General features: G+C 56.0%; 16 protein-coding genes. 10 read left to right on the top strand and 6 right to left on the bottom strand.

Features of this window, described 5'->3' with window-relative positions:
- Positions 1 to 17: 17 nt before the first annotated feature.
- The 4 genes from Q0N43_RS09835 to mutM form a co-directional block, all read right to left on the bottom strand.
- Entirely contained in the window at positions 18 to 989 is a 972-nt protein-coding gene (locus Q0N43_RS09835; RefSeq protein WP_295445885.1) for a hypothetical protein, read from the bottom strand.
- Between the two features lie 198 nt (positions 990 to 1,187).
- Complete coding sequence (gene dnaA, locus Q0N43_RS09830) at positions 1,188 to 2,552, bottom strand: chromosomal replication initiator protein DnaA (protein ID WP_295445883.1); 1,365 nt, start codon at positions 2,550 to 2,552, stop codon at positions 1,188 to 1,190.
- Positions 2,553 to 3,061: 509 nt separating this feature from the next.
- Entirely contained in the window at positions 3,062 to 3,325 is a 264-nt protein-coding gene (gene rpsT, locus Q0N43_RS09825; protein WP_295445881.1) for a 30S ribosomal protein S20, read from the bottom strand.
- Positions 3,326 to 3,433: 108 nt separating this feature from the next.
- Positions 3,434 to 4,246: a bifunctional DNA-formamidopyrimidine glycosylase/DNA-(apurinic or apyrimidinic site) lyase gene (mutM, locus tag Q0N43_RS09820; RefSeq protein WP_295445879.1), complete on the bottom strand. Its 813-nt coding sequence runs from the start codon at positions 4,244 to 4,246 to the stop codon at positions 3,434 to 3,436.
- A gap of 75 nt (positions 4,247 to 4,321) precedes the next feature.
- Here mutM and Q0N43_RS09815 point away from each other — a divergent pair, with 75 nt between their 5' ends.
- The 7 genes from Q0N43_RS09815 to Q0N43_RS09785 are packed head-to-tail and all read left to right on the top strand — an operon-like array spanning position 4,322 to position 9,523.
- Positions 4,322 to 5,053 carry a class I SAM-dependent methyltransferase gene (locus Q0N43_RS09815; protein ID WP_295445877.1) on the top strand — a complete coding sequence of 244 codons (732 nt, stop codon included), beginning with the start codon at positions 4,322 to 4,324 and terminating at the stop codon, positions 5,051 to 5,053.
- 11 nt (positions 5,054 to 5,064) lie between these two features.
- Entirely contained in the window at positions 5,065 to 6,609 is a 1,545-nt protein-coding gene (ubiB, locus tag Q0N43_RS09810) for a 2-polyprenylphenol 6-hydroxylase (protein WP_295445875.1), read from the top strand.
- A 51-nt stretch (positions 6,610 to 6,660) separates the two neighbouring features.
- A complete protein-coding gene (locus tag Q0N43_RS09805) occupies positions 6,661 to 6,918 on the top strand; it encodes a type II toxin-antitoxin system CcdA family antitoxin (RefSeq protein ID WP_295445873.1) in 258 nt (85 codons plus the stop codon).
- 20 nt (positions 6,919 to 6,938) lie between these two features.
- Positions 6,939 to 7,058, top strand: a complete 120-nt coding sequence (locus Q0N43_RS09800) for a hypothetical protein (protein WP_295445871.1) — start codon at positions 6,939 to 6,941, stop codon at positions 7,056 to 7,058.
- Positions 7,059 to 7,063: 5 nt separating this feature from the next.
- On the top strand, positions 7,064 to 8,332 hold the full coding sequence (locus tag Q0N43_RS09795) for a bifunctional phosphopantothenoylcysteine decarboxylase/phosphopantothenate synthase (protein WP_295445869.1): 1,269 nt from the start codon (positions 7,064 to 7,066) through the stop codon (positions 8,330 to 8,332).
- Positions 8,313 to 8,762, top strand: a complete 450-nt coding sequence (gene dut / locus Q0N43_RS09790) for a dUTP diphosphatase (protein ID WP_295445867.1) — start codon at positions 8,313 to 8,315, stop codon at positions 8,760 to 8,762. Before Q0N43_RS09795 ends, dut begins: the two co-directional genes overlap by 20 nt.
- Positions 8,759 to 9,523: a HesA/MoeB/ThiF family protein gene (locus Q0N43_RS09785; protein WP_295445865.1), complete on the top strand. Its 765-nt coding sequence runs from the start codon at positions 8,759 to 8,761 to the stop codon at positions 9,521 to 9,523. The genes dut and Q0N43_RS09785 overlap by 4 nt, the downstream gene beginning before the upstream one ends.
- Here Q0N43_RS09785 and Q0N43_RS09780 read toward each other — a convergent pair.
- Positions 9,512 to 10,243, bottom strand: coding sequence for an NAD-dependent deacylase (locus Q0N43_RS09780; protein WP_295445863.1), 732 nt, complete (start codon positions 10,241 to 10,243; stop codon positions 9,512 to 9,514). The two genes, Q0N43_RS09785 and Q0N43_RS09780, sit on opposite strands and share 12 nt — an antisense overlap.
- A 57-nt stretch (positions 10,244 to 10,300) precedes the next feature.
- On the opposite strand from Q0N43_RS09780, the gene dapB reads away from it, so the two are divergent.
- From dapB to Q0N43_RS09765, 3 genes are read left to right on the top strand one after another with little or no spacing between them, the layout of a single operon-like run.
- The gene (dapB, locus tag Q0N43_RS09775; RefSeq protein WP_295445861.1) at positions 10,301 to 11,026 is read left to right on the top strand and encodes a 4-hydroxy-tetrahydrodipicolinate reductase; all 726 of its coding nucleotides are present in this window, start codon (positions 10,301 to 10,303) and stop codon (positions 11,024 to 11,026) included.
- Entirely contained in the window at positions 11,023 to 11,709 is a 687-nt protein-coding gene (gene nth / locus Q0N43_RS09770) for an endonuclease III (protein ID WP_295445859.1), read from the top strand. Before dapB ends, nth begins: the two co-directional genes overlap by 4 nt.
- A gap of 15 nt (positions 11,710 to 11,724) precedes the next feature.
- Positions 11,725 to 12,114: a hypothetical protein gene (locus Q0N43_RS09765; RefSeq protein WP_366845962.1), complete on the top strand. Its 390-nt coding sequence runs from the start codon at positions 11,725 to 11,727 to the stop codon at positions 12,112 to 12,114.
- 39 nt (positions 12,115 to 12,153) lie between these two features.
- Here Q0N43_RS09765 and Q0N43_RS09760 read toward each other — a convergent pair.
- The coding region (locus tag Q0N43_RS09760) for an enoyl-CoA hydratase-related protein (RefSeq protein WP_295445857.1) at positions 12,154 to 12,630 on the bottom strand (477 nt) is incomplete at its 5' end.

Below are 12,630 nucleotides of genomic sequence, written 5' to 3'. Positions count from 1 at the left end.
ATGAAAGTTGTGGCGGTCTATACGCCGCAGCCCAGTTCCGTTTTTCCATAAGCGGCGCCCTCACCCCTCGTGGCGGCAATGCCTGCATACAGCTCCGTCCCGGTAAACAGCCCATTGCGTCCGATGTCGAAGCCTTGCGCGCGAAAGACGTCCATAACCTTGGCAGGTGAATCATCGAAATATAGGGATTGCGATTCATAATGCTGCGCCAAACCAGTCACCGACAAGCCTTCAAATGAACGGCGTAGCCTGATAAATTTGCTTTTGCCTTCTAATGCCGAATAGGCATTTTGACGGGCAGATTCGTTGGCAAATTCCTTTGTCTCCAACGCCTGCCATTGGGCGCGTAGCTGTGCGCCGATCTTTTCAAATTCAGCACCTATTTCGCCGGAAAACGCACAAGTCTCAAGATTAAATCCGATTGAAATTGGCTTGCCCCCAAGCCGCTTTAATATCGACGTCGCGTCTGCAAGATATCCGTAGCGACCATCCGCAAGCTTCACCTCAATGAAGTTGTCTGCCGTGGTTCCCGCCAGTGTCAGCTGTGTGCCCTCGCGCAGCCGATCCAGCAAATTACTATCTGCCAAGGTCGAGGCCCAAACATCAATCAGCCCATCTGCAACCCATGACTGGTCGTTCAACGACTTTATCAAGACCGGGGGACGACTTTCCGACATGTTGGTGCGTGCGATAAAGCCATTGCCATCGCTCAATTTAAGCCACGGGCCATCAGGGGCTGAGCCAGGCTGGATTGTCCCGGTGACTTGCGAACCACGCGGAAGCTTGCCAAGAATGCTGCTACCCGCGGTGCTTGGCTTATCGCGTATGTTCACCTCAGTCATTGCGAAGAATATTTGTGCGCCCGGAGTTGAGGCGTCCCAAGCTTCGGTTATCAGCCCATCTGCATCGCGCTTCAAATCGTCAGCGATGAACAGCCAGAAATACAAACCGGCCATCGCCAATATAGTCACGACGGCAACGACTGGCATGCGCCATTTGCGATTGGAGGCGGACGTTGCAGGTTTTTTCGCCCCTTTTGCCGCCAACGCTTGCCCACAACTGGCGCAAAACGCAGCTTTGCTTGGATTAGCGGACCCGCACGACGCGCATTTTTTTCCCATCATTGTCCTTCCGACTCACATCATGGGGATAAGCGCTGGAAAGCCTGCTGAAAAGGGTTGGAAAATTCAGGCTTCGAGTTGGCGGAGCAATGCGCGGACATCATTGTCCATGTCGCTGTCTTGTTGCCGAAGCCCTTCGACCAACCGAACCGCGTGAATGACAGTGCTGTGGTCACGTCCACCGAACTTGCGTCCGATTTCAGGGTAGCTGCGCGGCGTCATTACCTTGGCAAGGTACATGGCGACTTGACGTGGGCGCACAACGGCGCGCGCACGGCGCTTCGAAGACATTTCGCTGCGGTCGATGCGGTAATATTCGCATACGGCACGTTGAATTTCGTCGATGGTTATGCGGCGGCGGCAAGCACTCAGGATATCCTTGAGCTGCTCTTCGGCCAATGTCCGCGTGACTGGCTTGCCCGTCAATTGGGCATAAGCAAGCAGCTTGTTCAAGCCACCTTCGAGTTCGCGGACATTGCGGCTGATCGTGCGGGCAAGAAACTCGACCACGTCTTCACCCACTTGCGCCTCTGGCATATTGGCAAGGCGCTGTTGCAGGATCAAACGGCGCAATTCCAGATCAGCGGGTTGAATGTCGGCCACAAGGCCCATCGACAGACGCGACAATATACGCTGGTCCACGCCGTCAAGCGCTTGCGGTGCACGGTCAGCGGACACCACCAAGCGTTTGCCCGCGCCAATGATGGCATCGATGGTGTGCAAAAACTCTTCTTGCGTCGACACCTTGCCAATGATGAATTGGATATCGTCGATCAGCAGCACGTCAACAGCACGCAAACGCGCCTTGAACTCCATGACTTCCTTGCGCCGCATTGCGGTCACAAATTCCATCATGAATTTTTCGGCGGACATATACAAAATCTGTGCGTCGGGATTTACCTCGGCATAAGCATGGCCGATGGCGTGCATCAGATGCGTTTTGCCTTGGCCAGTCGCGGCTTGAAGATAGAGCGGGTTAAACAATGGCTTGTCTTTCGACGCCACGCGCTCTGCGGCGCTCAGCGCAAGCACGTTGGTTTGGCCCTTAACGAAATTCGCAAAAGTCATCCGCGGGTCAAGCGCCAACCGCGTGGCTTGCGCCTCATTGGTTTCTTGCGCGACCGCGCGTTCTGCATTGGTGGAGGCGCGGAGCAATTCGACGCGCGGCGCACCCGGGCGGGTGCGAATTTTCAACTGCTTGACGCTGCTATTGGTGCTTGACCATGCAAGGCGCAAGCGGTCGGCATAGTGGTCGGAAACCCAGCTTGCCGAAAAGTCCGAGGGTAACAAAAGCTCAAGCGTGCCCGTCAGGTCACAATAGTCACCAAGGCTGATGGAGCGAATCCATTGGCCGTAAACCTGAGCACCCAAATCGCGGCGCAAGCCGGAGGAGATATTATGCCAATCAGCGTCAAAACGGGCGTTTACCATTGAATCGTCATTTCCACTTGCGGAAGGACTGATTTTATTTTGCGATACTGAATTGCCTTCTGCCAACGTGCCTACCCCCATTTTCCACCCCAACCAGCACTACATGACCGCGCGCTATCTGCCGAACATGGGACGAACGGGGAGGCCAAGCATTTTTTACCAAATGCAGCCAAGCTACGTGTTCATTCGCCATGTGAGGCATTGCGCGACTGTCGTCGTGCGTTGCTGGATTGGATATACTAGACACCAAAAAACGAGTCTATCAAGAGCAGCGCTGCAAAAAAATTGAAATAAATGCCATTGACTCGTTGTGACGCGAGCAAATGCGTTAAATAATTTATAAGAACATGATTTTATTTATTTTTTTCTGAATTCACGTTCGTGACTTCATCGAATCGCGGGAAACCCTGACATTTCACCTTTGTGACATTTGACAAACAAAAAACCCGCCGTGGTTACAGCGGGTTTTGAAATTCAAGTGCCGGAAGGTCCGGCGCCATCCGTATCGCTTAAGCGAGACCGCCGACCGCCTTTGTGAGGCGACCAAATTTGCGCGAAGCTGTGTTTTTGTGGAATACACCCTTGGATACGCCGCGCGCCAGTTCAGGCTGCACTGCGGCAAGGGCTGCGGCGGCTGCCGACTTGTCGCCAAGCGCAATCGCCGATTCGACCTTTTTGATGAAAGTGCGAATGCGGCTGACGCGTGCGCCATTTACTTCTGTACGACGCGCGTTGCGACGGATACGCTTTTTTGCTTGCGGCGTATTGGCCATTTTTGTCCTCGAATTTCAATAATTGAAGGGGCGTGCCCATGCGGTACGCCCGTTGAAGGAGCGGCCCTTAACCCTGCCCAAGAGATTCGTCAACCTCATAATGCCGCCTCATCGCTGGCATTTCGGGCAGTAGAAGGTTGATCGGCCCGAATCAACACGCCGCAATATCGTGCTGCCGCAGACGCAAGCTTCACCCTCGCGGCCATAGACACGCCAGTCCTTTGCGAAATAACCAAGTTCGCCATCGGGCGCTGCAAAATCGCGCAAGGTAGATCCGCCAGCTGCTATAGCGGCAGTGAGCACCTCTTTAATCGCGATGACCAATCGGGCCAGCCGCGCTTTGCTTATGCTTGATGCAGGCGCAACAGGGTCAATGCCCGCCATGTTTAGCGCCTCACACACATAAATATTGCCCAAGCCCGCCACAATATTCTGATTGAGCAGCATCGCCTTAATAGGCGCTTTGCGGCCAGACAGTGCCTTTTGCAGCACAGCTGTATCGAACGCCTCCGACAGCGGCTCTGGCCCCATTTTGGCAAAGAAACGATAGGCGTCGATCTGGTCCGAATCGATAATATCCAGCGACCCGAAACGGCGGTGATCATTCAATGCAACCACGCGTCCACTTGCCGTTTCCAGAATGAAATGGTCGTGCTTTTCAATTTCCACCGGGTCTACGCGCCACCGGCCAGACATGCCCAAGTGAAATATCAGCACGTCCTGCCGATCCGTATAGATCAATCCATATTTGGCACGGCGTCCCAGCGACTCTATCCGCGCGCCCGTTAGCCGCTGGCGCAAATCGGGCGGAATCAGCCAGCGCAGGTCCGCACGGCGCGGTTCAGCGCGCACGATCAACGCGCTTTCAAGGACCGACCGCAGGCCGGACACGGTGGTTTCCACTTCGGGTAATTCGGGCATATGCTTTTGCACCTAAGGGTCAGGACCCCCTAACAGCCTTTGCGGCTGGCGCAACAATCGGCTAGAAGCCAGATAATGAATGATACCGTATCCTTTGGCTATGAAGAAGTTAGCCCCGAAGAAAAGACGCAGCGCGTTGGCGACGTCTTTTCCAATGTTGCGCGCAAATATGACATCATGAACGACGCGATGTCGGGCGGGATGCACCGTTTGTGGAAAGATAGCTTCGTGCGCCGCGTAAAGCCGCGCGCGGGCGAGGATATTCTCGACATGGCTGGCGGCACGGGCGACATTGCGTTTCGCATGGAAAAATCAGGCGCGCAGGTCACTGTGTCCGACATTAACGAAGACATGTTAGATGTCGGCATGGAACGCGCCATGAAGCGCGGTGTCGACAGCCTCATCTGGTCTGCGCAAAATGCCGAGACCTTGACCTTCCCCGACGCACATTTTGATGCCTACACAATTGCCTTTGGTATCCGCAACGTCACCCACATTCCTAAGGCTCTGCGTGAGGCGCATCGTGTGCTGCGTTATGGTGGCCGTTTCTTCTGCCTCGAATTTTCCACGGTCGAATGGCCTGGGCTGGCGCAATTATACGATGTGTATTCAGATAAATTGGTACCAAAATTGGGCAAAGCCATTGCAGGTGACGAAGACAGCTACCGTTATCTGGTCGAATCCATCCGCCGTTTCCCCGACATGCAAAATTTCAAACGCATGATCGGTGAGGCTGGCTTTGTCCAAACCAAAGTTGAGCCCATATTGGGCGGTCTGGTCGCGATCCATAGCGGCTGGAAGGTTTAACCCCGCACCCGATGACTCGTCCCGTTACCCACATCATTCGTTTGCTCAAATGGGGCCGCATTCTTGCGCGCCACGGTGCTCTTCGCGCCATTGAGGCTGATCGTAACACGCCTGCACAAGTCAAGCGCCTGTGCCGCATCGCGCGCTTTGGCACGATCCAGCCAAAGGTGCCGGATTATGCAGGCGCATTTCGCGCCATTGGTCCCGCAGCGATTAAGCTTGGGCAAACGCTCGCGACCCGGCCTGATATCATCGGCGAAGAGGCCGTGCATAATCTACTGATGCTTCAGGACCAGTTACCGCCGGCGCCATTTGACCAGGTCTATGCGCAGATTGACAACAGCCTGAATAAGCCAGCGTCCATATTGTTTGAATATATAGACCCAGTGCCTATCGGTGCCGCCTCCATCGCGCAGGTGCACCGTGCCCGCACGCGCGAGGGCAAGGATGTCGCTATCAAGGTGCTTCGCCCCGGTATTCGCGAACAGTTTGCCCGCGACATTGAAACCTATGAATGGGCGGCCGCGCATTTGGAGGCCCTTGGCGGCGAAGCGGCGCGGTTGCGCCCGCAGCTGGTTATCGCCAATCTGAAACGCTGGACCTTGCGCGAACTCGATTTGCGGCGCGAGGCAGCAAGCGCATCCGAACTTAAAGATGCGATGGTCGCGGTGGAGGGTTACACGATCCCGAGCATCGACTGGGACCGGACGTCAGGCCGCGTGCTGACTCTGGAATGGGTCGACGGCGTAAAAATTTCCGACATTGATGCGCTCAAGGCGGCGGGCCATGACCTAAGTAAACTGGCCGAAAAGCTTGTGCTCACATTTTTGCGGCAAGCGATTTCGGAAGGCTTTTTTCATGCCGATATGCATCAGGGCAATTTGTTCGTCCGCGCCGACGGCACAATTGTCGCCATCGATTTTGGCATCATGGGTCGGATCAACCGGCAGGCGCGTTTCTGGCTGGCGGAAATTCTCTATGGCCTGACAACCGGCAATTATAAGCGCGTCGCCGAAATCCATTTCGAGGCGCAATATGTGCCAAGCTATCACAATGTCGACGAATTCGCGACTGCGCTGCGCGCAGTTGGTGAGCCAACGCGCGGCAAACCCGTTAGCGAATTGTCGGTCGGGCAAATGCTCGACAGCCTTTTTGCGATCACGCGTGATTTCGACATGCAGACGCAGCCGCATCTGTTGTTGCTGCAAAAAACGATGGTGATGGTCGAAGGCATTGCGACCTCATTGAACCCAAGCATTAACATGTGGAATGTTGCCGCGCCATATGTCGGCGACTGGATTCGCGGTGAGTTGGGGCCTGAGGCAATGTTGGCCGACGGCCTGCGCAAACAAGCCGATACGCTGAAGATGATCCCCGACCTCATCCGCCGTTTGGATGAACAGCTCCCACGCAAGGGCGGCGCGCCCGAACCACCACCCTTGCCACCCGTGCAGCTTATTTGGGAGCGTAAGGGCAGCAGTAACACTGGACGCTATCTGCTGGTCGCAGCATTGGCTGGTGCCTTGGGCGCTGCTGGCATGTGGCTTTGGGGTTGAACCAAGCTCTCGCCAGCTTGACCTTTGCTTTTATGCGCATAAAGTGTGCGCATGAATAAACCTTCGCAGTTTACCGCGCCTCGGCGTCCGACAAATATAAGCTTGCCATCCGATATGGTTGACGAGGCCAAGCGGCTTGGCATCAACGTATCGCAAGCCTGCGAAACCGGGCTGCAGGAACAGGTGCGCAAAGCCTTGGGCGAAGAGTGGAAACGCGAAAACCGCCAAGCTATTGAAAGCTGGAACAAATGGATCGCCGAAAACGGAATGCCATATGATGAGTATCGCGATTGCATCCCGAATTTGTGATTAATGACGAACATTATATTATGACGACACATCTGATTTTCGCCATTCCGCTTGATAGGCTTGGCGTAAAAATTGGCTCTCTGGCGCAGGAAGATTTAGTCATCACCTCCGCAGTCGATAAACTATTCAGCGGGTATTGAAGCGCATGAACGAAAAACGCATCCTCCTGATCGTCACTGGCGGCATTGCGGCGTATAAGTCGCTTGAACTTGTCCGCTTGCTTAAGCGCCAAGGCCTATCCGTGCGCGCGGTCATGACGCAAAGCGCAACTGAGTTCGTGACGCCCTTGTCGATGTCGGTAATGACTGAAGACCAAGTATATGGTCATATGTTCGACCTGAAGGAAGAAAGCGAAATTGGGCATATCCAGTTGAGCCGTCAGGCCGACTTGGTAGTCATCTGCCCCGCCACCGCCAACATCTTAGCCAAGATGGCGGCCGGCATATCCGACGACCTGGCGACGACCATCTTGCTGGCGACCGATAAGCCAGTGCTTGCCGTTCCCGCGATGAACGTCCGCATGTGGAACCATCCGGCAACGCAGCGGAATTTGGCGCAATTACGCGCCGATGGCGTCCACATCATGGCTCCGGACGAGGGCGCGATGGCATGCGGCGAATTTGGCCCCGGACGCTTGCCGGAGCCACCTGCCATTGCCGAGCGGATTTGCGCGATGTTGGGGCATGATTTCGATATAATGCTGACATCGGGTCGTTCACCAACGACGGTCCCCGGCGGCGCTGCGCTTTCGGCGGAGCTGGCGCATTGTCCCTTGTCCGGTCAACGCATATTGGTAACCGCTGGCCCAACGCATGAGGCGATTGACCCTGTTCGCTACATCGCCAATCGTTCTTCTGGACGTCAGGGTTTTGCCATTGCGGCAGCGGCTGCCGCCTTGGGCGCTGAGGTCACGCTCATTGCTGGTCCCGTTCATTTGGCGACCCCGCCCGGCGTCGCCCGGATAGATGTTGAAACCGCCATCGACATGCAGGCGGCGGTGGAAAAAGCCTTACCCGTAGACGCCGCCATCATGGTGGCCGCCGTCGCCGATTGGCGCGCGGTGCAAGCGCCTGAACAAAAAATCAAGAAAGACGGCGGCAATATCCCCGCGCTGAACTTAACCGAAAATCCCGATATCCTCGCCAGCCTCGCCACGCATGCACATCGCCCAAGGCTGCTAATTGGTTTTGCGGCAGAGACGGAGAAGATTGTCGAACATGCGCAGACAAAGCTCGCCAAAAAGGGGTGCGACTGGATCGTCGCCAATGACGTGTCTGGCGATGTGATGGGCGGCGCAAACAACGCCTTTCATATCGTTACCAAAGATGGCGTCGATAGCTGGCCCGAGAGCGCCAAGGACGTGATTGCCCGTAAATTGATGGAGAAGGTAGCCGATGCACTCGCAAAAGGTTGATATCCGCGTCAAGCGATTGGACCATGGAACTGGCCTGCCGCTGCCCGCATATGCGACCATGGGCGCTGCGGGCATGGATATTTGCGCCGCCGAAAGCCTGACCTTGCGTCCCGGCAAACGCCACGCCGTTGCAACCGGTTTCGCCTTTGCCATTCCCGATGGCTATGAAGTTCAAGTGCGTCCGCGCTCCGGTCTTGCACTGAAACATGGCATTACCTGCCTCAACACCCCCGGCACCATCGACAGCGATTATCGCGGCGAAGTGAAGGTCATTCTCGCAAATTTGGGTGACGAAGATTTCGTGATCAACACGGGCGACCGGATCGCGCAGATTGTTGTGGCACCGGTCACGCACGGCATATTATGCGAAGTCGACGCCCTTGACGATACAGAGCGGGGCACCGGAGGCTTTGGTTCCACTGGCGTATGACGCTCAACGACCAACAGCTTGACCGTTACGCCCGGCATATTGTGCTGCGCGATATTGGCGGTGCGGGTCAGTCCAAATTGCTGTCGAGTCATGTGCTGCTGATCGGTGCGGGCGGCATTGGTTGCCCCGCCATGCAATATCTGGCGGCGGCGGGTGTCGCGACGATCAGCGTGGTTGATGATGATGTTGTGTCCTTGTCCAACCTTCAACGGCAAATTCTTTATAGCGAAAGCGACATTCGCACAGCAAAGGTCGATGCCGCTGGCGCCGCCGTCGCGCGGTTGAACCCGGATGTGACATTTCGTGGCCTTAAGCAGCGTATTGACCGCTCCACCTCAGCAGACATTCTCAATGGCGTCGATGTCGTCATCGACGGTTGCGATAATTTCACCACGCGTTTGATCGTCAACGATCTGTGCCTTGCCGCTAAAGTGCCTTTGGTCAGCGCCGCGATTGGGCAGTTTCATGGGCAGATCGGCACCTTTACCGGATGGCAAGCCGACGCGCCTTGCTATCGCTGCTTTGTCGGCGACGCCCATGACCCCGATGATTGCGACGACTGCGCCACACAGGGCGTTCTGGGCGCGATGTGCGGCCTCATGGGATCCTTTGCTGCTATGGAGGCCATTCGTGCGCTGACAGGCTTTGGAGAGGCCCAGAAGGGCAGACTGCATTTGTTCGACGGCATCGCCCCAGCGATGCGGTCAATCCGCCTGCCCAAAGACGCAGGGTGCCGGAGCTGTGGCAACTTACCCGCCTAATATTTCCTCCACCCAAGCAGGGACCACTTCCGTCGCCGGGCCATGCCGCGATTCTTCAAACCATAATGTGCCATGCGATGGTTCAAGGTTCAGTTCCAAGGTTTTGATGCCCTTTTGCCGCGCCTCACGCACAAGGCCAGCAGCGGGATAGACTGCGCCGGAGGTACCAATGCTGACGAACAAATCCGCTTGGTCCAGCGCATGGTAAATTTCATCCATCCGATACGGCATTTCCCCAAACCAGACGATGTCCGGCCGCAACTGCCCCGCCACGCCGCAAGCTGGGCAGGCTGGCCGGTCAATCAACGTCCCGCGCCACAGATGGCGTGCATCGCACGCGTTGCACCAAGCGTTCAAATGTTCACCATGCATATGCAACAGGCGCTGTGCCCCTGCCCGTTCGTGCAGATCATCGACATTTTGCGTCACCAGAAGCAGATTGCCTGACCAGCCCGCATCCAGCCGCGCGAGCGCATAATGCGCGGCGTTTGGTTCCACTTGCTGAATATGCGCGCGACGCATATCGTAAAAGCGCAGCACAAGGTCGGGATCGCGGGCAAAGGCCTCGGGCGTGGCCACATCCTCCAACTTATGCTGCTCCCACAACCCGCCTGCGCTGCGGAAGGTATCAATCCCGCTTTCGGCGCTCACGCCTGAGCCCGTCAGGATGACGATATTTTTGATGCCTTGCCCCACATGCTTTCCTTCATCTTCACCCAAAACTTGTTTCAGTGGCCTAATATAGTAAGACCCGAACAATAGGTCAGGGCAAGAAATATGAAAATTGGAATTATTGGCAGCGCAGGCCGCATGGGTCAGGCTTTGGTCGATGCGATTGTCGCAGATGGCCATGAACATGCAGGCGGCGTTGATAAGGATGGCGATCTTGCGGCGCTAATCACTGCATTCGACGTTCTCGTCGATTTTTCGAGCCCGCACGCCCTTGAGGCCAGTCTCGACGCGTGTGTGGCAGCGGGCAAACCCATCGTCATTGGCACGACGGGTTTGGAAGAGCGCCACCATTTCCTCATCGACGATGCCGCGCGCGACATTCCCATCTTGCAGACGGGCAATACCTCATTGGGCGTGAACATGCTCGCCGCCTTGGTGGAACAAGCCGCGCGGCAGTTGGGTGAGGGCTGGGATATCGAAATCCTCGAAATGCACCACAGGCACAAGGTGGACGCGCCATCGGGTACAGCCCTTCTGCTGGGCGAGGCGGCGGCAAAGGGCCGCGCGGTCAATTTGAAAGACCATAGTGAACGGGGCCGCGACGGGATTACGGGCGCACGCAAGGCCGGCCATATCGGCTTTGCATCCTTACGCGGCGGCAGCGTGGCGGGCGACCACAGCGTCATCTTTGCGTCCGACAATGAACGCATTGAGCTTGTCCATCGCGCCGAAAATCGGGCGATATTCGCTAGCGGCGCGGTGAAAGCTGCCGAATGGCTCATGCAACAAAAGGCGGGCCGGTATAATATGCAAGAGGTCCTTGGCCTTTGAAAAAATCAGACATATTCGAATTTTACCGACGCCTGGCGGAGGCCAATCCTGATCCGGAAACCGAGCTGGCTTATGGCAATGCGTATCAGTTGCTTGTTGCCGTAACCTGTTCGGCGCAATCGACCGATGTGGGGGTGAACAAGGCAACAAAGGCTTTGTTCGAAGAGGTCAAGATTCCGGCACAGATGGTTGCGCTTGGGCTGGAGGGTTTGAAATCGCATATCAAGACCATTGGGCTGTACAATAACAAGGCAAAGAACGTCATCGCTTTGTCGGAAATCCTTGTGCGCGATCATGCAGGCGAAGTGCCCGCCGACCGTGATGCGTTGGAGGCTTTACCGGGCGTTGGCCGCAAGACCGCCAATGTGGTGATGAACACCGCGTTCGGCGCAGAAACCTTCGCCGTCGATACCCATATCTTCCGCGTCGGTAATCGCACAGGCATCGCGCCGGGAAAAACTGTGGTCGCGGTCGAAAAAGCGCTGGAGAAAAGCACGCCAAAGCCGTTCCGCATTGGCGCGCATCATTGGTTGATCTTGCATGGCCGCTACATCTGCAAGGCACGCACGCCCGAATGTTGGCGCTGTCCCGTAGCGGACCTGTGCCGCTTCAAACCCAAAACCCCTGCGCCGAAGATAAAGTCAGCTAAAGTTCAGGTAGAAGAGGTTAAGCCCGAGTCGTAATGTAGGAGAATTTTGATGCGTAAAATGCTGTTGATCATTCCTGCGATTGCATTGCTGTCAGGCGGCGGTTCCGTCGCGATTTCAAGCAAGAACGCACCCACACCCGTTCGCGCGGTGGGCGAACCTAAAAATTGCGTCACGATATCGCAAATACGGTCAACGAAAGTCATCGATAACCGCAATATCGATTTCCGCATGGCCGGCGGCAAAACCTATCGCAACACCCTGTCCCAAAGCTGCCCCGGATTGAAGTTTGAAGAACGCTTTTCCTATCGAACGTCGCTCAACCAATTGTGCAGCGTCGACATCGTCCGCGTTTTGCATAGTCAAGGCGGGCAGCTTTCTGAAGGCGCAGGCTGCGGCCTCGGCAAGTTTCAAATGGTGGAGAAAGTAGCCGCTAATTGAGTAAATCCTCCCCATCGACTAAAGATGGGGAGGATAACATTACTTCCCCGTCCAATTACCCGGCCGTTTTTCAACGAACGCCGCCATGCCTTCTTTCTGATCTTCCGTACCAAATAGGCCATGAAACAAGCGCCGTTCAAACAGTACGCCTTGCTGCAACGTCGTTTCAAACGCAGCGTTGACCATTTCCTTGCAGGCGATTGCAGCCAAGGGGGCCATCGCGGCGATTGCCGTGGCGGTCTTTATGGCTTCTTCAACAAGCTCGGCTGCAGGAACGACTTTTGCGACCAAGCCAGAACGCTCGGCCTCGGCCGCATCCATCATCCGGCCTGTCAGGCACATTTCCATTGCCTTGGCCTTGCCAATTGCGCGGGTCAGGCGTTGTGACCCGCCCATGCCGGGGGTGACGGCCAGCTTGATTTCAGGCTGACCAAATTTGGCATTGTCGCCCGCGATGATAAAATCCGCCATCATCGCAAGCTCACATCCACCGCCAAGCGCAAAGCCGTTTACAGC

The sequence above is a fragment of the Sphingorhabdus sp. EL138 genome (assembly GCF_945882965.1).
Lineage (GTDB): Bacteria > Pseudomonadota > Alphaproteobacteria > Sphingomonadales > Sphingomonadaceae > Sphingorhabdus_B.
This window is presented reverse-complemented; position numbering and strand designations above follow the sequence as displayed.

Bases quoted from the DNA above. Each gene is read 5' to 3' on its own strand.
- Q0N43_RS09835 (WP_295445885.1), bottom strand. From the start codon at position 989: ATGCCAGTCGTTGCCGTCGTGACTATATTGGCGATGGCCGGTTTGTAT.
- dnaA (WP_295445883.1), bottom strand. From the start codon at position 2,552: ATGGTAAACGCCCGTTTTGACGCTGATTGGCATAATATCTCCTCCGGC.
- rpsT (WP_295445881.1), bottom strand. From the start codon at position 3,325: ATGGCCAATACGCCGCAAGCAAAAAAGCGTATCCGTCGCAACGCGCGT.
- mutM (WP_295445879.1), bottom strand. From the start codon at position 4,246: ATGCCCGAATTACCCGAAGTGGAAACCACCGTGTCCGGCCTGCGGTCG.
- Q0N43_RS09815 (WP_295445877.1), top strand. From the start codon at position 4,322: ATGAATGATACCGTATCCTTTGGCTATGAAGAAGTTAGCCCCGAAGAA.
- ubiB (WP_295445875.1), top strand. From the start codon at position 5,065: ATGACTCGTCCCGTTACCCACATCATTCGTTTGCTCAAATGGGGCCGC.
- Q0N43_RS09805 (WP_295445873.1), top strand. From the start codon at position 6,661: ATGAATAAACCTTCGCAGTTTACCGCGCCTCGGCGTCCGACAAATATA.
- Q0N43_RS09800 (WP_295445871.1), top strand. From the start codon at position 6,939: ATGACGACACATCTGATTTTCGCCATTCCGCTTGATAGGCTTGGCGTA.
- Q0N43_RS09795 (WP_295445869.1), top strand. From the start codon at position 7,064: ATGAACGAAAAACGCATCCTCCTGATCGTCACTGGCGGCATTGCGGCG.
- dut (WP_295445867.1), top strand. From the start codon at position 8,313: ATGCACTCGCAAAAGGTTGATATCCGCGTCAAGCGATTGGACCATGGA.
- Q0N43_RS09785 (WP_295445865.1), top strand. From the start codon at position 8,759: ATGACGCTCAACGACCAACAGCTTGACCGTTACGCCCGGCATATTGTG.
- dapB (WP_295445861.1), top strand. From the start codon at position 10,301: ATGAAAATTGGAATTATTGGCAGCGCAGGCCGCATGGGTCAGGCTTTG.
- Q0N43_RS09765 (WP_366845962.1), top strand. From the start codon at position 11,725: ATGCGTAAAATGCTGTTGATCATTCCTGCGATTGCATTGCTGTCAGGC.